The 17,783-nt window shown below is 70.6% G+C and carries 16 protein-coding genes; 6 read left to right on the forward strand and 10 right to left on the reverse strand.

What is annotated here, in order from left to right; translation table 11 throughout:
- Positions 1-80: 80 nt before the first annotated feature.
- Entirely contained in the window at positions 81-1,592 is a 1,512-nt protein-coding gene (locus FB600_RS13580; RefSeq protein ID WP_145756900.1) for a CoA-acylating methylmalonate-semialdehyde dehydrogenase, read from the reverse strand.
- A gap of 137 nt (positions 1,593-1,729) precedes the next feature.
- On the opposite strand from FB600_RS13580, the gene FB600_RS13585 reads away from it, so the two are divergent.
- On the forward strand, positions 1,730-2,686 hold the full coding sequence (locus tag FB600_RS13585) for a LysR family transcriptional regulator (protein ID WP_098154302.1): 957 nt from the start codon (positions 1,730-1,732) through the stop codon (positions 2,684-2,686).
- Positions 2,687-2,699: 13 nt separating this feature from the next.
- Here the strand turns inward: FB600_RS13585 and FB600_RS13590 are convergent, their stop codons facing one another.
- Positions 2,700-3,098 carry a nuclear transport factor 2 family protein gene (locus tag FB600_RS13590; protein WP_145756899.1) on the reverse strand — a complete coding sequence of 133 codons (399 nt, stop codon included), beginning with the start codon at positions 3,096-3,098 and terminating at the stop codon, positions 2,700-2,702.
- Positions 3,099-3,179: 81 nt separating this feature from the next.
- Between FB600_RS13590 and FB600_RS13595 the strand changes: the two genes are divergently transcribed.
- Positions 3,180-4,127 carry a LysR substrate-binding domain-containing protein gene (locus FB600_RS13595; protein ID WP_145756898.1) on the forward strand — a complete coding sequence of 316 codons (948 nt, stop codon included), beginning with the start codon at positions 3,180-3,182 and terminating at the stop codon, positions 4,125-4,127.
- A gap of 105 nt (positions 4,128-4,232) precedes the next feature.
- Here FB600_RS13595 and FB600_RS13600 read toward each other — a convergent pair whose 3' ends face one another.
- Entirely contained in the window at positions 4,233-6,686 is a 2,454-nt protein-coding gene (locus tag FB600_RS13600) for a mechanosensitive ion channel domain-containing protein (RefSeq protein ID WP_145756897.1), read from the reverse strand.
- Positions 6,687-7,145: 459 nt separating this feature from the next.
- On the opposite strand from FB600_RS13600, the gene FB600_RS13605 reads away from it, so the two are divergent.
- Positions 7,146-8,072, forward strand: a complete 927-nt coding sequence (locus tag FB600_RS13605) for a hydroxymethylglutaryl-CoA lyase (protein ID WP_208451159.1) — start codon at positions 7,146-7,148, stop codon at positions 8,070-8,072.
- 31 nt (positions 8,073-8,103) lie between these two features.
- Here the strand turns inward: FB600_RS13605 and FB600_RS13610 are convergent, their stop codons facing one another.
- From FB600_RS13610 to FB600_RS13635, 6 genes are read right to left on the reverse strand one after another with little or no spacing between them, the layout of a single operon-like run.
- Positions 8,104-8,928 carry a putative hydro-lyase gene (locus tag FB600_RS13610; RefSeq protein WP_096749393.1) on the reverse strand — a complete coding sequence of 275 codons (825 nt, stop codon included), beginning with the start codon at positions 8,926-8,928 and terminating at the stop codon, positions 8,104-8,106.
- A gap of 24 nt (positions 8,929-8,952) precedes the next feature.
- Entirely contained in the window at positions 8,953-10,281 is a 1,329-nt protein-coding gene (locus tag FB600_RS13615; protein ID WP_098154294.1) for an MFS transporter, read from the reverse strand.
- Positions 10,282-10,336: 55 nt separating this feature from the next.
- Entirely contained in the window at positions 10,337-11,125 is a 789-nt protein-coding gene (locus tag FB600_RS13620; protein WP_098154293.1) for a LamB/YcsF family protein, read from the reverse strand.
- Positions 11,115-12,065, reverse strand: a complete 951-nt coding sequence (locus FB600_RS13625; RefSeq protein ID WP_145756895.1) for a biotin-dependent carboxyltransferase family protein — start codon at positions 12,063-12,065, stop codon at positions 11,115-11,117. The genes FB600_RS13620 and FB600_RS13625 overlap by 11 nt, the downstream gene beginning before the upstream one ends.
- The gene (gene pxpB, locus FB600_RS13630; protein WP_105820078.1) at positions 12,062-12,847 is read right to left on the reverse strand and encodes a 5-oxoprolinase subunit PxpB; all 786 of its coding nucleotides are present in this window, start codon (positions 12,845-12,847) and stop codon (positions 12,062-12,064) included. Before pxpB ends, FB600_RS13625 begins: the two co-directional genes overlap by 4 nt.
- A gap of 40 nt (positions 12,848-12,887) precedes the next feature.
- Entirely contained in the window at positions 12,888-13,322 is a 435-nt protein-coding gene (locus tag FB600_RS13635) for a VOC family protein (RefSeq protein ID WP_098181966.1), read from the reverse strand.
- A gap of 161 nt (positions 13,323-13,483) precedes the next feature.
- On the opposite strand from FB600_RS13635, the gene FB600_RS13640 reads away from it, so the two are divergent.
- Both FB600_RS13640 and FB600_RS13645 read left to right on the forward strand, forming a co-directional pair.
- Positions 13,484-14,380 carry a LysR family transcriptional regulator gene (locus FB600_RS13640; protein WP_046578818.1) on the forward strand — a complete coding sequence of 299 codons (897 nt, stop codon included), beginning with the start codon at positions 13,484-13,486 and terminating at the stop codon, positions 14,378-14,380.
- Positions 14,381-14,628: 248 nt separating this feature from the next.
- Positions 14,629-14,955, forward strand: coding sequence for a DUF4148 domain-containing protein (locus tag FB600_RS13645; protein WP_013697287.1), 327 nt, complete (start codon positions 14,629-14,631; stop codon positions 14,953-14,955).
- A 554-nt stretch (positions 14,956-15,509) separates the two neighbouring features.
- Here FB600_RS13645 and FB600_RS13650 read toward each other — a convergent pair.
- Entirely contained in the window at positions 15,510-16,817 is a 1,308-nt protein-coding gene (locus tag FB600_RS13650; protein WP_013697288.1) for an MFS transporter, read from the reverse strand.
- 454 nt (positions 16,818-17,271) lie between these two features.
- On the opposite strand from FB600_RS13650, the gene FB600_RS13655 reads away from it, so the two are divergent.
- Entirely contained in the window at positions 17,272-17,715 is a 444-nt protein-coding gene (locus tag FB600_RS13655; protein WP_013697289.1) for a MarR family winged helix-turn-helix transcriptional regulator, read from the forward strand.
- Positions 17,716-17,783 lie beyond the last annotated feature (68 nt).

Consider the following 17,783-nt stretch of genomic DNA (forward strand, 5'->3'; position numbering starts at 1 on the left):
AATGAGGAAAGGCCGGCAAGTTCGCTTGCCGGCCTTTTTCGTTGCGGGCTGCGCCAGCCCGAACCATCGCGCTGGAGGGCTTACTTCGCGGTCGGCATCGCGAACTCCGCGCCCTTCTCGATGCTCTCGTTCCAGCGTTGCATGATCGACTTCTGGCGCGTGTAGAAGCGCACGCCTTCCTCGCCGTAGGCGTGCATGTCGCCGAACAGGCTGCGCTTCCAGCCGCCGAAGCCGTGCCAGGCCATCGGCACCGGGATCGGCACGTTGATGCCGACCATCCCCACCTCGATGCGGCGGCCGAACTCGCGTGCCACGTGGCCGTCGCGCGTGAAGCAGGCCACGCCATTGCCGAACTCGTGGGCGTTGATCAGGTCGATCGCCTCGCCCATGTCCTTGACGCGCACGCAGGCCAGCACCGGGCCGAAGATCTCTTCCTTGTAGATGCGCATCTCGGGCGTGACGTGGTCGAACAGCGTGCCGCCCGTGAAGAAGCCGTGCTCGTGGCCCGGCACCTTGTGGCCGCGGCCGTCCACCACCAGCTCGGCGCCTTCCTCGACGCCCAGGCCGATATAGCCTTCGATACGCTCCAGCGCCTGGCGCGTGACGATCGGGCCCATTTCCGACTCGGCGTTCATGCCGTCGCCGATCTTCAGCGTGCGGGCACGCTCGGCCAGGCGCGGCACGATCTTGTCGGCCACGTCGCCCACCAGCACCGCCACCGAGATCGCCATGCAGCGCTCGCCGGCCGAGCCGTAGCCGGCGCCGATCAGCGCATCGACGGCCGCGTCCAGATCCGCGTCGGGCATCACCACCATGTGGTTCTTGGCGCCGCCCAGGGCCTGCACGCGCTTGCCGTGCTTGGCGCCGGTCTCGTAGATGTAGTTCGCGATCGGGGTCGAGCCGACGAAGCTGACGGCCTTGATATCGCGATGCGCGAGCAGCGCGTCGACCACTTCCTTGTCGCCCTGCACCACGTTGAAGACGCCGTCCGGCAGCCCGGCTTCCTTGAGCAGGCCGGCCATGAACAGCGCGGCCGACGGGTCGCGCTCGCTGGGCTTGAGGATGAAGGCGTTGCCGGCGGCGATCGCCACCGGGAACATCCAGCACGGCACCATGCACGGGAAGTTGAACGGCGTGATGCCGGCCACCACGCCGAGCGCCTGGCGGGTGGTCCAGTTGTCGATGCCGGTCGAGACCTGTTCCGTGTAGTCGCCCTTGAGCAGTTGCGGGATGCCGCAGGCGAACTCGATCACGTCGATGCCGCGCGAGACCTCGCCCTGCGCGTCGCTGAACACCTTGCCGTGCTCGGCCGTGATGATCGCGGCCAACTCGTCGCGGCGCTGGTTCATCAGTTCCAGGAAGCGCAGCATGACGCGCGCGCGGCGGATCGGCGGCGTGTTGCTCCAGCCGGCGAAGGCCTGCTTGGCCGAGGCGACCGCGGCGTCCACGTCGCGCGTGTCGCCCAGGCGCAGCGTGCGGGCGATGTCGCCGGTGGCCGGGTTGTAGACGGGCTGCGAGCGCTGGCCGTGGCCGGCGGTGCGTTGCCCGCCGATGAAGTGTTCGACGTCGCTGCGATCGTTGTAGGCGTTCATGGGCTCCTCCAGGATGTCCAGGGTAAGGCGGTTCGATGTCTGGCAGTGTAGGAGCCGGGCCGGGCGATGGATATACACTGTCGGTGAAATCATTGTTTAAAAAACTGAACAATCATCCGACCGATCCACGATCCATCATGCCGAGCGAATCCATCGAAAGCCTGTGGGCCCACCTGCACTGGCTGACCGTGCTGGCCGACCAGGGCAGCTACACGGCCGCGGCGGGCCGCCTGGGCGTGAGCAAGGCCGCCGTGAGCCTGAAGATCGCCGAACTCGAGCGTGCCGCCGGCGTGCCGCTGGTGCAGCGCACCACGCGCAGCGTGCGGCTCACCGAGGCGGGGCGGCATCTGGTGGACGAGACGCGGCCGCTCTACGAGCGCATCGCGCAGAGCTTCTCCGGCGTGCGCGATACCGCCGAGGTGGTGCGCGGCAGCCTGCGCGTGAGCGCGCCGGTGGCGCTGGCGCGCCAGCAACTGGTGCCGCGCCTGGCCGAGTTCCGGCGCCGCCATCCCGAGGTGCGGATCCAGCTCGACGTGTCGGATCGGCTGGTGTCGCTGGCCACCGAGGGTTACGACCTGGCAATCCGCCACAGCGCCTCGGCGCCCGAGACGCACGTGGCCTGGCAGCTGTGCCGCACCGTCTCGCTGCTGGTGGCCACGCCCGCCTATCTCGCCGCGCGCGGCCGGCCGGGCCATCCCGACGAACTGGCCGGCCACGACTGCCTGTTCTACCCGCGCAGCCACGATTCGGCGGCCTGGACCTTCGAGCGCGCCGGCACGCGCCGCCAGCGCGCCGCGCGCGTCACGGTGCCGATCGCCGGACCGTTCTGCGCCAACAACAGCGAGGTGCTGCGCGACGCGGCGCTCGACGATCTCGGCATCGCGCTGCTGCCCGATTTCTCGGCGGTGGCCGCGCTGCAGGCCGGCACGCTGGTGCGCGTGCTGCCCGAGTGGCGGCCGGTGGGCGTGTTCGCCGAGCAGTTGCTGGCGGTGCGGCCCTACGCGACGCATGTGCCGCGCGTGGTGACGGCCTTCGTGGCCTATCTGCGCGAGGCCTTCGCGCAAGGGTTCGGCGAGGCGGGCGAGGGCGCCTGAGCGTGGCGCCCGGTCAGGAAAACTGCGTGCCGACCGCCTCGCGGATCGGATGCGTGTCGTAGACGATCACCAGCTCGACGATGCGCGCCCCGGCATCGAAGCCGAACACATCGACACAGCGGAACGGCGCCGCCGCGCCGTCGCGCAGCACCCAGTCGTACTGGAAATAGGCGGTGGCGTGAGGCGAGCCGGTCGTGCTCACGGCGATGTCGAGCAGGGTGATGCGGCTCGGGCTCGAAGCGGCGAACAGTTTCGGGTAGAAGTCCGCCGGCGCGGCGGTGCCCGCCAGCGGCGAGACGATCCGCGCGCCGGGCGCGAACAGCGCGAGCAGGGCGGCCGCGTCGCCGCGCTCCAGCGCGCCCAGGTAAGCGCGGATTCTCGCGGTGTATAGTGCTGCCGAAGTCTGTTCCATGTCCTGTCTCCCTCGCTCGAGCGGCCTTCGCGGCCGCGGGATCGCGACCGGAGCCGAAGCCGCGACGATAGCGAAACGGCCATGTCCGAACCATCGAAAAATCCGCAAGCCGGGTATGCCGCCGAGGCATACCCGCTGGCCGCGCTCACGCGCTCCCTGCCGCCGCTGCCGGCCTACCAGGCCTTCGTGGCGGCGGCGCGGCTCGGCAGCGTGAGCCGCGCCGCCGAGCATCTGTGCCGCACGCAGGGCGCCGTCAGCCGCCAGATCCAGCAGCTCGAGGCGCATGGCGGCCATGCCCTGTTCCTGCGGCACGCGACGGGACTCAGGCTGACCGCCGCGGGCGAGGCGCTGCTGGCTGTCGCGACCCAGGCGCTGGCGCTGCTGGGCGCGCAACAGGCGCCGGCCGCGGCGCTCTCGCTGCGCCTGCCCTCGACCTTCGCGATCCGCTGGCTGCTGCCGCGCCGGGCGGCGCTGGACGCCGCGCTTGGCGGGATCGTCCTGCGGATCCGCACCTCGGCCGACGATCGGCCCGATTTCTCGGCCGACGAGGTCGATGCGATGGTGGTACGCGGCGCGGGGCAGTGGCCCGGGATCGAGGCGGTGCCGCTGTTCGCCGAGCGGCTGGCGCCGATGTGCTCGCCCGCGCTGGCCGCTTCACTGGGCGCGCCGGCCGATCTGGCGCGCGCCACGCTGCTGCATGGCGGCCATGGCGACGGCGGCTGGCGCGGCTGGCTGGAGCAGGCCGGCGCGACAGGCATCGACGCCCGGGCCGGGCTCATGCTCGACACGCTGGAACTGAGCCTGACGGCGGCGACGGAAGGCCATGGCGTGGCGATCGGCGATCCGCGCATGGCGCGCGAACGGCTGGCGGCGGGTCAACTGCTGATGCCGTTCGGCGCGGCGCTGCCCAACGGGCTCGGTTACTACCTCGTGTATCCCGTGCAGCGCGCGCGGGAGCCGCGGATCCGCGCATTGGCGCGGGCGCTGGCCGGGCTCGCCGCCGAGGAGGCGGACGGCGCGGGCGCCTGAGCGCGGCGGGTTGCCGAGCGCCGCATCAGCCTTCGCGAACGGCCTTGGGCGACGTGGCTGGCCGGCAGGTAACGTCAAGCGATACGAATGCCCCCAGTGCCGTCCTCAGCCACGATCCGGCGGCGGCGTGTCGGCGGGCGCGCCGGCCGGCTTGCCCGATTCGCGCTCGGCCGGCGTGGCCGGATCGGCATCCTCGGGTATCGCGCCGTCGTGCGCCTCGCGCGCGAGCACGTTGCGCTGCGGGTTGGCGATGCGGATGCCGCGATCGCGGAAGGTCTCGGCGATGCGGCGATTGAATTCGCGCTGCACGCCCCAGCGCGTCGAGTCCTTGCACTGGATCTGCCCGGACATCGCGATCGCCGCGCCGTCCACCGAATCGATGCCCCAGTAGCTGAAGTCCGACAGGATGCCGTCCTTGTACTGCGGATCCTCGCGCAGCGCCGCGCCGATCTCCTTGAGCGTGGCCACCGCCAGGTCGACGTCCTCGCCGTACTGGATGCTGACCTTCACCGCCGCGTTGCCCAGGCCGCGGTTGGTGTTGTTGACGGTCGACACCGAGCTGAACGGCACGGTGTGCAGCGAGCCGTCGCTGGCGCGCAGCCGCACGGTACGGATCGACAGGTATTCGACGGTGCCCGACACGCCGGCCAGGGTGACCCAGTCGCCCACCTGCATGGCGTTCTCCATCAGCAGGAAGATGCCGGTGATGAAATCCTGCACCAGCTTCTGCGAGCCGAAGCCGAGCGCGACCCCGAAGATGCTGGCGCCGGCCAGCAGCGGCCCGACGTTGACGCCCAGTTCCGACAGCCCGGTGAGCACCACCACCAGCGCGATCATCACGAACAGCAGCGAGCGCAGCATCGGCAGCAGGGTGCGCAGGCGCGCGGCGCGCACCAGGTTGCCCTGCTGGGTCCAGCTGTCGAGCCGGCGCTCGATCGCGATATTGGCCGCTTCCCAGACCAGCAGCGCCACCGCCGCGGCGATCGCGATCGTCACCAGGGCCGAGGCGAGCCGGTGGCCGATGGTGCCGGCCTCGAAGGCGCGCAGCACCGGCACGCCCCAGATCTGCAGCAGCAGGACCAGGGTGACGATGCCGATCACGCCGGAGACGATCTGGCGCGCCAGCGGGTAGTAGCGATAGGCATGGCGATGCACCAGCGTGCCGCGTTCGCTGTCGCGCCGCTGGAACAGCCGCGCGAGCGCGCCGAACACGATGATCGAGACGATCCGCATGCCGATCATCACGGCGATGGTGCGCCCGCCCAGCGAGAACAGCACGTGGTAGCCATTGTGTACGTCGAGCGCCCAGACGAACCACAGCGCCATCACGATGAACACCGCGGCCGGCGCCCAGGCATCGGCCAGCGCGTTGCCGAGCACCGTCACCGAGGGATTGCCGGCCGCGTGGGCACGGATGCGCGCCGCCACCGGGCGGCTGCACTGCAGGATCAGGATCGACACCATCACGTGGCCCACCAGCGCGACGGCCTTGAGCAGGGCCAGGTGGCCCGCCTCGCTGAGGCCGAAGTTGGCGGCCGTCTCGACCACCGCCGCGCAGCCGCCCACCACCAACCCGATGCGGCGGATCCACTGCTGCGTGAAGATGGCCCAGCGATCGCTCATGTGCAGCAGGCGCAGGTTCGGCGCGTCGGGTTGGAGGAACAGGCGCGTGACGATCGCCACCACGCGGCAGATCACGTAGATGTCGATCAGCGCGCTGATCGCGTTGGCCGGCGGCGTGTCGTCCTCGGTCAGCATCGACATCGCCAGCGTCGCCGCGCCGACGAACACCAGCACGGGAATCGCCCGCAGCGCCAGGCTCACCAGCGCGCGCGGCATGCGCCGCAACAGGGTGCTGTGGTGCTGGGCGTCGCCGCGTCCACGGCTGGCGTGGGCGCTTTGTCGGGCGTCCTGGCCTGCGTCGTCGGCGGGGGCTGGCTTGGCATCAGCCTCGGATTCTGCGCTTTCGTCGTGATTGCCATTGGCACGGCGCGCGGCCAGCGCGGCCAGCGCGTGTCGCAGCAAGCGCCGCGCGAACCATTCGATCGCCAGCGCCGGGAGCAGCGCGCTCAGGATCAACTGCAGGAAGTGCATGAAGTCGGCGCGTTCGGCGCCGTGGGTGAGCTTGCTGCGCCACCAGCTGCCGACCGAGCCGACGTCGAGCAGAGAGCGCAGCGAATCGCGCAGCGCATTGCCGATCTGCGCGGCCCAGTGCGAGCCCTGGCGCACCAGTTGCGAGGCCAGGCCATTGGTCTGGAGCGCGGCCGGCGCGGAGGCCGCCGATGCCGGTGGCGCGCTTGCCGCGGAAGCGGCGCTGGCCGCGCTGGCGGGTACCGGCGTGCTCAGTTCGCCGACCGCCGCGATGGCGCGCAAGGTGGCCTCGAACTGCGCGCGCTGCTGCGTGTTCTCGAGCACCGCGAGCGCCTGCTTGGCCTGCTGCGGGGTGAGCGGCGGCACGGCGCCGGAGGCGGTCGAGGCCGAAGCCGCGGAGGCGGGCGCGGCCGCATGGGCCGCGGTGACGACGATGGCCAGCAGCCAGCCGATCAGGATCTGTCGCATAGGGAATGGGTGGGGCTCCGCGTCGGCGGCGGCCCGTCTTGGAGAGCGTTGGCAGGACGTTAACATGATTGCGTCCCGCCCCGATTAGTTCCGCCGAGCCTCGGCTCGCGCTCCGACGGCGCGAATGGTCCCGGGCATCGACAGCCGATCGTCAGCCTCGGCGCGGGAACGCGTTTCGCTACCGTTGCCGGGTCGCTGCCGGGTGGCTGCCGTCGCGCTGTCACCATGACAGCGCGGCGACTGTCGTCGCGAACCGTCCCTTGCCGCGCGGGCGCGCGGATCCGATAGTCGGGCCGCGGGCCGCTTCGCGTTCCGCCGCGCCCGACGGCGCGCTTCGACACGGAGGACGACACGATGCGATGCACATTTCCCGCGCCGCCGAGGGCGCATTGGCAACGGCCGAACATGGCGCCGACCGAACGCGGTACGCCGGGCGGCGGCTTCGGTGACGCAAGCGGCGTGCCGCTTCCGGCACGCGTGCGCATCGTCGAGGTGGGGCCGCGCGATGGCCTGCAGAACGAGGCAACGCTGGTTGCGACCGCAACCAAGGTCGAGCTGATCGAGCGGCTGGCCGATGCCGGGCTCGGGCATATCGAGGCGGCCGCCTTCGTCTCGCCGCGGCGCGTGCCGCAGATGGCCGACGGCGCCGAGGTGCTGCACGCGCTGCCGCGTCGCGAGGGCGTGGTGCTGTCGGCGCTGGTGCCGAACCGGCGCGGGCTGGAGGCGGCGCTCGCGGCGCGCTGCGACGAGGTCGCCGTGTTCGCGGCGGCCACCGAGGCCTTCTCGCGAGCCAATATCGAATGCTCGATCGCCGAGAGCCTCGCGCGCTTCGTGCCGGTGATCGAGGCGGCTCGCGAGGCGGGCGTGCCGGTGCGCGGCTACGTGTCCTGCGTGATGGCCTGCCCGTACCAGGGCGAGGTCGCGCCGGCGCAGGCGGCGGCGGTGGCGGGCGAGCTGTACCGGATGGGCTGTCATGAGATCAGCCTCGGCGACACGGTCGGGCGCGGCACGCCGCTCGCCACCCGGCGCCTGGTGGCGGCCTGCGCGCGCGAGGTGCCGCTCGCGGCGCTGGCCGGGCATTTCCACGATACCTGGGGGATGGCGGTGGCGAACGTCTGCGCGGCGCTGGCGGCCGGCATCGCCATCTTCGACGCCTCGGTGGCGGGGATCGGCGGCTGCCCGTTCTCGCCGGGCGCGACCGGCAATCTCGCCAGCGAGGACCTGGCCTATCTCTGCGAGGGGCTGGGGATCGAGACCGGGGTGGACCTGGCGCGGCTGGTCGAGGCCGGCGAATTCATCTCGCGCGCGCTGGGTCGGCCTGGTGCCTCGCGTGCGGGGCGGGCCTGGCGAGCGCGGCACGCGGCCGGTGCGGCGGTCTGCGCCTGAGCCAAGCCCAAGCGCCCAGCGCGCCTGACGCTCAAACCAGGCGCAGATCCGCCACCAGCGGATCGCAGACCAGCATGTAGCCCGGCGCATGCGTGATGCAGATCGGCGGGCGCGCCTCGATCACGGCCGCCTGCGGAGTGACGCCGCAACCCCAGAACACCGGCTGCTCGCCGGCACGGATCTCGGTGGGCTCGCCTTCGTCGGGACGGTTCACGTCGGCGATGCCGATCGCGGCCGGATCGCCGACATGCAGCGGCGCGCCGTGCGCGCCGGGCAGGCGCGCGCAGACCTCGAAGGCGATCGCGGTTTGCTCGGCCGTGTAGGGCCGCATCGAGACCACGGTAGGCCCGCGGAACGGCCCCACCGGCACGGTCGGGATCGCGCTGCGGTACATCGGCACCACCTTGCGCTCGTCGACGTGCCGCACGCGCAGCCCGGCCTGCTCCAGGGCATGTTCGAAGGACAGCGAGCAGCCGATCACGAAGCCGACGAAATCGTCCCGCCAGAGCGCCGCGATCTCGCGCGGTTCGTCGACCAGCACGCCGTCGCGCCAGACGCGATAGCGCGGCAGGTCGCGGCGCAGGTCCAGATCCTCGCCGAGCGCGGGCAGCAGCGGGCTGCCCGGCTCGGTCATGCCGATCAGCGGGCAGGGCGTCGGGTTGGCGCGGCAGTAGGCGGCGAAATCGTCGGCCCAGGCGGCCGGCAGGATCACCAGGTTGCCTTGCGCGTGGCCCGGCGCGGCGCCGCTCGTATTGCCGTCGTAGCCGGCGCGGAACGCCAGCCGCGCGGCGCGGGGCGTGTCGAGCGCGGGGGCATCGGGCGAGGCGCGCAGGGCGCCGGAGTCGATCGTGTTCATCCGGGAGCGATCCCCATTCGGTCGTCAATCGAGCGCGGCATCGGCCGTCTCGCGCATCCTCAGCAGGGCCAGGCCGCCGATCACGAGCGCACCCACCATCAGGAAGGCCGGCGACATCAGGTTGCCGGTGCTGCCGATCAGCGCGGTGGCCAGGTAGGGCGTCACGCCGCCGCCGAGCATCGCGCCGAAGTTGAAGCTGAAGGCCATGCCGGTGTAGCGCACGCGGGTGGGGAACTGCTCGGCGTAGGTGGGGTAGCCGACCGACTGCACGGCCGGCATCGGCAGCGCCACCACGAACATCGCCAGCGCGGCCAGCGCGAAGCTCTGCTGGTTCATCAGCACCATCATCGGGAAGATCAGCGCGATGTAGCCGGCGAAGCCGACCAGCAGCACGCGGCGCCGGCCGATGCGATCCGACAGCCCGCCCCACAAGGGCATCAGGGCCGCCATCGCGAGGCTGATCACGGCCATCAGGGTGAACACGCTGGCCTTGTCGTACTTCAGGTAGCTGGTCAGGTAGATGTTCATGAAGATGAAGCCGACCCAGTAGCCGGCGTTCTGGCCCAGCGAGATCAGGAACACCTTCAGCAGGGCCGCGCGGTGATGCGCGAACAGCTCGGAGAGCGGCGCCTTGACGGTTTCGTGGCGCGCCGCCGACTGGCGGAACGCCACCGATTCGTCCACGCGCTTGCGGATCAGCGCCGACAGCAGCACCAGCGGCAGCGCCGCCAGGAACGGGATGCGCCAGCCGCCGGCATGCATCTGCTCGGCGCCGACCAGGGCCGTGGTCAGCCCGCAGACGGTGGCGGCCAGCGCCCCGCCGATCGCCACGCCCACCGGCGTGAAGGCGCCGTAGAAGCCGCGCCGGCCGCGCGGCGCCGATTCGGCGAGATAGGTGGCCGCGCCCGTCACCTCGGCGCCGGAGAAGAAGCCTTGCGCGAGGCGTGCCAGCAGCAGCGCCACCGGCGCGGCCACGCCGGCGGTGGCGGCGGTCGGCAGCAGGCCTACCGCCGCGGTGGCGATTCCCATGCCGAGCACCGTCACCAGCAAGACGGCGCGCCGGCCCACGCGATCGCCCAGCCGCCCCAGCACGATGCCGCCGATCGGCCGCATCAGGAAGGCGCTGCCGAAGATCGCCAGGATCGACAGCAGCGCGGCGGTGGGATGGTCGGCCGGGAAGAACAGCGGCCCGATCAGCGCGGCCATGTAGCCGTAGACGCCGAACTCGTAGTATTCGATCGCCGTGCCGGCGGCGGCCGCCAGCGCGGCCTTGCGCGCGATGGCGCGGGACGAGGCGGTGCTGTCGGCATCCGCCGCTGCCGCCGGGAGCTCTGCCGTGCTTGCGTTCAACATCTGGACTCCTGAGGATTTGAGCCGGTGGGGTCGGCGTGGAAAAGCGAAGACGGCGTCAGCCGGCGGCGGTGGCCGGCAGGCTCGCGCGCGGCGGGCGCACCGCGATGCCGGCCGCGTCGAGCGCGGCGCGGATCCGTTGCGCGAACAGCGCGGCGCCGGGCTGATCGCCGTGGATGCAGAGCGTGTCGGCCTGGATCGGCACGGCCATGCCGTTGACCGAAGTGACCACGCCCTCGCGCAGCATCTCGAACACCTGCCGGATCGAGATCTCGATGTCGGTGATCAGCGCGCGCGGGTCGCTGCGCGGCGTGAGGGTGCCGTCGTCCTGGTAGGTGCGATCGGCGAACACCTCCTGCGCCACCGCCAGCCCGGCGTCGCGCGCGGCCTCCACCAGCGCCGAGCCGGCCAGGCCGTAGAAGATCAGGCCCGGGTCGACATCGCGCACCGCGGCGCACAGCGGCTCGGCGATCTCGCGGCGGCGCGCGGCCAGGTTGTACAGCGCGCCGTGCGGCTTGACGTGCGAGAGCCGCGAGCCGGCCGCCTCGGCGAAGGCCTTCACGGCGCCGACCTGGTAGACGGTGATCTCGTAGAGTTCCTCGGCGCTCAGTTGCATCTCGCGGCGGCCGAAGCCGACCAGGTCGGGATAACCGGGATGCGCGCCGATCGCGGCGCCGGCCGCGCGCGCCGCCTTCACGGTGCGGGCGATGGTGCGCGGGTCGCCGGCGTGGAAGCCGCAGGCGATGTTGGCCGAGCTGACGTGCGGCAGCACGGCCGCGTCGTTGCCGAGCCGGTAGACGCCGAAGCTTTCGCCCAGGTCGCTGTTGAAGTCGAGTTCAGTGCGCATCGCGCCGCTCCCAGGTGTCGAAGCCGCGCGCCTGCGCCAGCGCCAGGCGCTGCGCCTCGGCCAGCTCGACCCGTTCGAAGGCGATCGATTCGCCCGGCAGGGTTTGCGCCAGGCGCGGCAGATCCACCGAGCAGACCTGGGCGATCTTCGGGTAGCCGCCGGTGGTCTGGCGGTCGGCCATCAGCACGATCGGCTGGCCGTCGGGCGGCACCTGCACGGTGCCGCAGGACAGTGCCTCGGAGGCTGCCTCGAACGGTTCGAGCAGACTCAGCGGCAGGCCTTCGAGCCGGTAGCCCATGCGGTCCGACTGCGGGCTCACGCGATACACGGTGTTGAGCAGGGCCGCCTGCGCGTGCGGCGTGAAGCGCGCCCATTCGCGGCCGGCGACGACACGCAGCGGCTCGCCCGCCGCGCGCAGCACGCCGGGCGCGAACACCTCGCCGTAGTCGGGGCGCTCGCGGAACGAGGGATAGCGCTCGCGCATCGTCAGCGTGTCGCCGCGGCGCAGCGCGCGGCCGCGATGGCCGCCGTAGCCGGCGCGCAGCGCGGTGCTGGCGCTGCCCATCGGCATGGCCAGCTCGAAGCCGCCGCGCACCGCCAGGTAGGCGCGCACGCCGCTGCGGCGGCGCTCGAAGCTCAGCGTGCTGCCGACCGGCGCGACCACCGCGCGCTCGCGCGGCAGCGGCTGCTCGTCGAGCCAGGCGTCGAGGTCGGCGCCGCACACGGCGATCACGGCGGCGCGATGAAAGCGCAGCGTGGGGCCGGTCAGCGTGATCTCGAGCGTGGCCTCGCCGGGCGCGTTGCCGACCAGCGCGTTGGCGAGCCGGTGCGCGCGCTCGTCCATCGCGCCGTTGGCCGGCACGCCCAGATGCTGATAGCCGCCGCGCCCCAGGTCCTGGAACGAGCTGAGCGCGCCGGGACGGATCACCTCGATGCTCATGCGGCCTTCCTCGGGAGATGTTCGTTGGCGGCGCGGAATTCGTCCTCGCCGATCGGCACGAAGCGCACGCGGTCGCCCGCGGCCACCAGGCAGGGCGTCTCGCGCGTGGCGTCGAACAGCGTCAGCGGGGTGCGGCCGATCACGTTCCAGCCGCCCGGCAGCATGCTCGGGTAGATCACCGACTGGCGATTGGCCAGGCCCACCGAGCCCGAGGCCACCGAGGTGCGCGGCGTGGCGCGCCGCGCCACCGCCAGCGCCGGATCGAACAGGCCGAGGTAGGGGTGCCCCGGCGCGAAGCCGAGCATCATCACGTCCACCAGGCTCGCGCTGTGGCGGCGGATCACTTCGGATTCCGTGATGCCGCAGGCCTGGGCCACGCCGGCCAGATCGGGACCGTGCAGGCCGCCGTAGCAGATCGGGATCTCGATCACGCGGCCCGCCTCGGCCTCGTCGGCATGGCCCTCGCCGGCCTGCCAGGCCTCGGCCAGACAGGCGCCGATCAGGCGTTCCAGCGCGACGTAGGGCGAGCCGTCGGCGCGCGTGAAGGGCACCCGCTCCAGCGCGTAGTGCACGCCCACGGTGGCCATCGCCGGCACGATGTCGAGCACGAAGGGCAGGCGCGCCGCGCCGATCGCGGCCGCCGCGCGACGCGCGGCCAGGTTGGCGCGGCGCAGGTCCGGGGCATGCAGGTCGACGATCAGCAGGCGCTCGCCCGAGGGCGCGAGCGTCCAGCGCGTGGCGCCGTTGGCGGGCGCGGGCTGGGCGGGGAGTGAGTGGCGCATCGCGGACGTGGCGTGACGTGGCTCGGGCGGCGGGGCGTGCTTACTTCGCGAACAGCGAATCGATGTTCGCGAAGGCCTTGAATTCGAGCGCATTGCCCGACGGATCGAGGAAGAACATGGTGGCCTGCTCGCCCACCTCGCCCTTGAAGCGCACGTGCGGCTCGATGATGAACTTCATGTCGGCGGCCTGCAGCCTGGCCGCGGCCTCCTCCCATTGCGACATCGACAGCACCACGCCGAAGTGGCGCACCGGCACGGCGTCGCCGTCGACGGCGCTGGTATGGCGATGGCCGCATTCCTCGGGCGCCAGGTGCGCGACGATCTGGTGGCCGTAGAAATTGAAGTCGACCCACTCGGGCGCGCTGCGGCCCTCGGGGCAGCCGAGCAGGTCGCCGTAGAACTCGCGCGCGCTGGCGATGCTGTGGACCGGGAAGGCCAGGTGGAAGGGCGGTTGGGTAAGGCTCGTGGTGCTCATGTCGACATCCATTGCGGGGTGGTTCGAATGCGGGGGAGCGTGCCGGCCGGCGCCAGGGCGGGGCTGGTCACGCGAGATGAGAGCCAGTCTATGCATGACAAAATTCGCTGAAAAACGATATATTTTGTGACTTGGCACAAATAATTTCGATCAATCGAACCATGATCCGCGAGCTGAAGACCTTTCTTTCGGTGGTGCGCTACGGCACCTTCGCGCGCGCCGGCGCCCAGGTGGGCCTGACCCAGTCGGCGGTCAGCGCGCAGATCCAGCGGCTGGAGGACGAGCTCGGCTTCACGCTGTTCGATCGCACCGGCCGCTCGGCCACGCTGAACGCGGCGGGGCGGCGCACCGTCGAGCGCGCCGAGGAACTGCTGGCCGTCTATGCGCGCCTGGCCAACGAGGGCGCGGCGGAGCCCGACACGGGGCTGCTGCGGATCGGCGCGATCGCCTCGGCGCAGACCTCCCTGCTGGTGCAGGCCATCGCGCTGTTCCGCGAACGCGCGCCGGGCTGGCGCGTGCGCGTGATGCCGGGCGTGTCGCTGAACCTGCTCGCGCAGGTCGATTCGGGCGAGGTGGACGGCGCGGTGCTGATCAAGCCGCCGTTCGCGCTGCCGGCCGAACTGCAGTGGCGCGCGCTGGTGCGGGAGCCCTTCACGCTGCTGGTGCCGCGCGCGCAGCGCAATGGCGACTGGCGCGCGCTGCTCAAGAGCGAACCCTTCATCCGCTACGACCGGAATTCCTTCGGGGGCCGAATCGTCGAGCGCTGGCTGCGCAAGATGCGCCTGAACGTGCAGGACGTGGTCGAGCTCGACGAGCTGCAGGCCATCGTGGAGCTGGTGGCGCGCGGCGTCGGCGTCGCCCTGGTGCCGCAGGCGGCGGCGCTGCGGATTCCGCGCACGGCGGTGGCGCTGCCGCTCGACGGCGATCCGCCGAGCCGCGAGATCGGTTACGTCGAGCGCACGGCAGGCGAACGGCCGGCGGCGGCGGCGACCTTCGCGGCCTGCGTGGCCGCCGCCGCCGAGGCCGCGCAGGCCGGGAAGGCGGCCGAGGTTCGTTGAAAGCCTTGAAAGCGAACGGCCGCCGGTGGTGCTTGCCGATGCATCAGTAGGGATATCCGGCCCGCCCCGGGCTTTCCGGGCAGCGCCGCGAGCCCCGCCCGGCAAGGCTTGGCGGGGATTTGTTCTTCATATGGAAACACTGTTGTCGCGATTTAGGTGTTAACCCTAGGTTTCGATGCGTCCTACACTTCAGTCCATCGGTTGAGCAACACAGCGACCGAACGCACAACATCCTGGAGGTATCGATCATGAAGAACCTGATTCAAGCCGTCGCCATCGCAGCCGCCCTCGTGGTTCCCGCCGCTGCATTCGCCCAAACCCAATCGAATGGCGCCGTGACGCGTGCCCAGGTGCGCGCCGAACTGGTGCAGCTCGAGCAGACCGGCTGGCGTCCGGCCGCGGGCTCCGATCCGCGCTATCCCGATGACATCCTGGCAGCCGAGAAGAAGGTGGCCGCGCTGAACGGCGCCGACACCAGCGGCTACGGCGGCGTCAGCAACAAGGTGCAGGCCGGCAGCCCGATCGGCCGCGGCGTCTCGAAGTCCGACTGGGACGCGATGTACAGCCATCCCTGAGCACGGCATCGTGATCGCGGGCGGCGAGCTTGCCGATTCATTCAGTGATGCGAAATGATCGCATTCGATCGGATCCGCCCGCGATGCAGGCAGTGAGTGGTAGTAGCTGGTGAGTGGTAGTGGTTGAGGTCGCAGTCGTTGTTGTCTTGCAGTGGTGGGTGGTTGAAGTTGCAGCAGGTAGCACGCAAGTCTGTAGCAGGAAGTACGCAGTGAGTACCGTTGAAGCAGGCTGTAGCAGTTGTGTCGGAAGCAATGCAGTGAGTGGCAGTCGAACGGGCGGCGCCTTGCGTCGCCCGTTTTCCGTTTCGGGCCCGGCCGAAGCTGGTTGCCAACAGCGAGCCGGATATCAATCGCCGATTTATTGGCTCGCCGCTGATCGCCGGGCTCTCTATTTCGCCCGGGTTTCCGTTGCCGGCATGCCATGTCGGGTACCTCGAAAACACTCCGGTGGGGCCGGCAACGGTGCCGCGCGATATCGTTTGCACGCGCCATGAAAAACGCCGCGCGCGGCGAGTTGCCGGTGCGGCGCGAGGATGCGCACAGGCGCGCGCGTTTCAGCGGTTCACGAGCTGCTTCGGGTAAGCCAGCGCGAGCGCGCAGCCCACCAGCATGCAGACCGCGAAGCCGTACAGGCCGGCGCTTTGGGTATGGAAGGTGTCGCGCAGCCAGCCGATGAAGTAGGTGCTGCCGAAGCCGCCCAGGTTGGCCAGCGAGCAGGCGAAGGCGATCCCGCCCGCGGCGGCGGCGCCCTTCAGGAACATCGAGGGCAGCGACCAGACCACCGGCATCGCCGCGGCCGCGCCGGCATTGACCAGAGAGAACAGGATCAGCGTGCCCAGCGTGCCGTGCGGCGCGGCCGCCGCGATCACCAGCGAGACGGCCGCCACCGCGAAGGGCACCACGATATGCCAGCGACGCTCGCGCGTGCGGTCCGAGCTGGCGCCGCAGTAGAGCGTGGCGAGCACGGCCGCCGCGTTCGGGATCACCATCAGCCAGCCGATCTGGTAGGCGTCCTTGACGCCGGTGTCGCGCAGGATGGTGGGCAGCCAGAAACTCACCGCGTAGAGCCCGAGCAGCACGCACAGGTCGATCATGCCGAGCGCCCAGACCTTCGGGTCGGTGAAGGCGCGCAGCAGCGCATGGCTCTTGTGGCCGCCCGCGTCGCTGTCGAGATTGGCGCGCAAGGTTTTCTTCTCGTCCTCGGCCAGCCAGGCGGCGGTCTCGATCGAGTTCGGCAGCCAGCGCAGCACCGCGAAGCCGAGCACGATCGAGGGCAGCGCTTCCAGCAGGAACAGCCACTGCCAGCCGCCCAGGCCATGCGCGCCGTCGAAGGCGCGCATGATCCAGCCCGAGATCGGGCTGCCCACCATGCTCGACAGCGGCAGGCCGACCATGAACAGCGCGACGATGCGGGCGCGGCGCGCGTCGGGGTACCACTGCGTCAGGTACAGCAGCACGCCGGGCAGGAAGCCGGCCTCGGCCGCGCCGAGCAGGAAGCGCAGCACGTAGAACTGGGTCGGCGTCTTCACCAGCAGGGTGGCGCCCGACAGGATGCCCCAGGTGATCATGATCCGCGCGATCCAGAGCTTCGCGCCCACGCGCTGCAGCACCAGGTTGCTCGGCACCTCGAACAGGATGTAGCCGGCGAAGAACAGCCCGGCGCCGAGCCCGTAGATCGAATCGCTGAACTTCAGCGCGTCGAGCATCTGCAGCTTGGCCAGGCCGATGTTGATGCGGTCCAGGTAGGCCGCGAAATAGCAGAGACAGAAGATCGTGACGAGACGGATCGTGACCTTGCGGTACAGCGCCGCGTGTTGCGCCGGGGCGGCCGGCACGGCCGCGTTCGGATGAGTCGTTGACATGGGACTGCCCCTGTTCGGATAGGACGGTTGGGTTGGTGCCGGTCGCTACGGTCACTTGCGCGATGACGCCCGGGAGTCTGTATATCACGCCATTTAATGAGCGTACACACTACAAAAACCGGCCTGAAACGAGAGCCGGGAAACGATCCTCCGCAATCTCTTTATAGGCGCTGGATGCCTTGTTTTGCTAGGTGTTTTCATCAATGCCGGATCGGTGCACGGGCCTCGATCCGGCGCGATCGGCTTGCACCCGGATAGTGCGAGTACGCCATAAATTGAAGCGTGTACATCATGATTCGATGCCCGTGGACTGCATGCATCTTCCGTGCCTGTTCGCGCCGTGACGCGTGACACCCGATGCAGGCGCGACGACGGGCCAATCCCGTGAGGAATACGAAACTCGAGGGTGTACACTTCCTCACTTTCGACCTCGGGCCGCCAGGCCCCGCCGTTCATGCCGTCCTCCCGCGATTCCTACGATTTTCACGACCAGATCGGCCATCTGCTGCGACGCGCCTACCAGCGCCACGTCGCGATCTTCCAGGAGGCGATCCCGGATTCCGACCTGACGGCCGCGCAGTTCGTCACGCTCTGCACGGTCAAGGAAACCAGGGGCTGTTCGCTGAACGACATCGTCAAGGTCACGGCGATCGACCAGGCCACCATCCGCGGCGTGGTCGAGCGGCTCAAGGTGCGCTCGCTGGTGGAGGTGCTGCCCGATCCGAGCGACGGGCGCAAGCTGCTGGTGCGCGCCACCGCCACCGGGCTGGCGCTGATCGATCGCACCGTGCCCTTCGCCAAGCAGGTGACCGAGCGCACCTATGGGGCGCTGAACGTGGGCGAGCGCGTCGCGTTGCAGTACCTGCTCAACAAGATGCTGGAGAGCGACGGCGAATGAGCGTCGGCGCCGCGCTGCTCGGGCGCGGCGTGCCGGGATGCGCGGCCGGCATGAGATGCGAGGCTCGG

The sequence above is a fragment of the Burkholderia sp. SJZ089 genome (assembly GCF_007828315.1).
Lineage (GTDB): Bacteria > Pseudomonadota > Gammaproteobacteria > Burkholderiales > Burkholderiaceae > Burkholderia > Burkholderia gladioli.

What these genes read in the sequence shown, in the direction of transcription:
- FB600_RS13580 (WP_145756900.1), bottom strand. Translation starts at nt 1,592, where the DNA reads ATGAACGCCTACAACGATCGCAGCGACGTCGAACACTTCATCGGCGGG.
- FB600_RS13585 (WP_098154302.1), top strand. Translation starts at nt 1,730, where the DNA reads ATGCCGAGCGAATCCATCGAAAGCCTGTGGGCCCACCTGCACTGGCTG.
- FB600_RS13590 (WP_145756899.1), bottom strand. Translation starts at nt 3,098, where the DNA reads ATGGAACAGACTTCGGCAGCACTATACACCGCGAGAATCCGCGCTTAC.
- FB600_RS13595 (WP_145756898.1), top strand. Translation starts at nt 3,180, where the DNA reads ATGTCCGAACCATCGAAAAATCCGCAAGCCGGGTATGCCGCCGAGGCA.
- FB600_RS13600 (WP_145756897.1), bottom strand. Translation starts at nt 6,686, where the DNA reads ATGCGACAGATCCTGATCGGCTGGCTGCTGGCCATCGTCGTCACCGCG.
- FB600_RS13610 (WP_096749393.1), bottom strand. Translation starts at nt 8,928, where the DNA reads ATGAACACGATCGACTCCGGCGCCCTGCGCGCCTCGCCCGATGCCCCC.
- FB600_RS13615 (WP_098154294.1), bottom strand. Translation starts at nt 10,281, where the DNA reads ATGTTGAACGCAAGCACGGCAGAGCTCCCGGCGGCAGCGGCGGATGCC.
- FB600_RS13620 (WP_098154293.1), bottom strand. Translation starts at nt 11,125, where the DNA reads ATGCGCACTGAACTCGACTTCAACAGCGACCTGGGCGAAAGCTTCGGC.
- FB600_RS13625 (WP_145756895.1), bottom strand. Translation starts at nt 12,065, where the DNA reads ATGAGCATCGAGGTGATCCGTCCCGGCGCGCTCAGCTCGTTCCAGGAC.
- pxpB (WP_105820078.1), bottom strand. Translation starts at nt 12,847, where the DNA reads ATGCGCCACTCACTCCCCGCCCAGCCCGCGCCCGCCAACGGCGCCACG.
- FB600_RS13635 (WP_098181966.1), bottom strand. Translation starts at nt 13,322, where the DNA reads ATGAGCACCACGAGCCTTACCCAACCGCCCTTCCACCTGGCCTTCCCG.
- FB600_RS13640 (WP_046578818.1), top strand. Translation starts at nt 13,484, where the DNA reads ATGATCCGCGAGCTGAAGACCTTTCTTTCGGTGGTGCGCTACGGCACC.
- FB600_RS13645 (WP_013697287.1), top strand. Translation starts at nt 14,629, where the DNA reads ATGAAGAACCTGATTCAAGCCGTCGCCATCGCAGCCGCCCTCGTGGTT.
- FB600_RS13650 (WP_013697288.1), bottom strand. Translation starts at nt 16,817, where the DNA reads ATGTCAACGACTCATCCGAACGCGGCCGTGCCGGCCGCCCCGGCGCAA.
- FB600_RS13655 (WP_013697289.1), top strand. Translation starts at nt 17,272, where the DNA reads ATGCCGTCCTCCCGCGATTCCTACGATTTTCACGACCAGATCGGCCAT.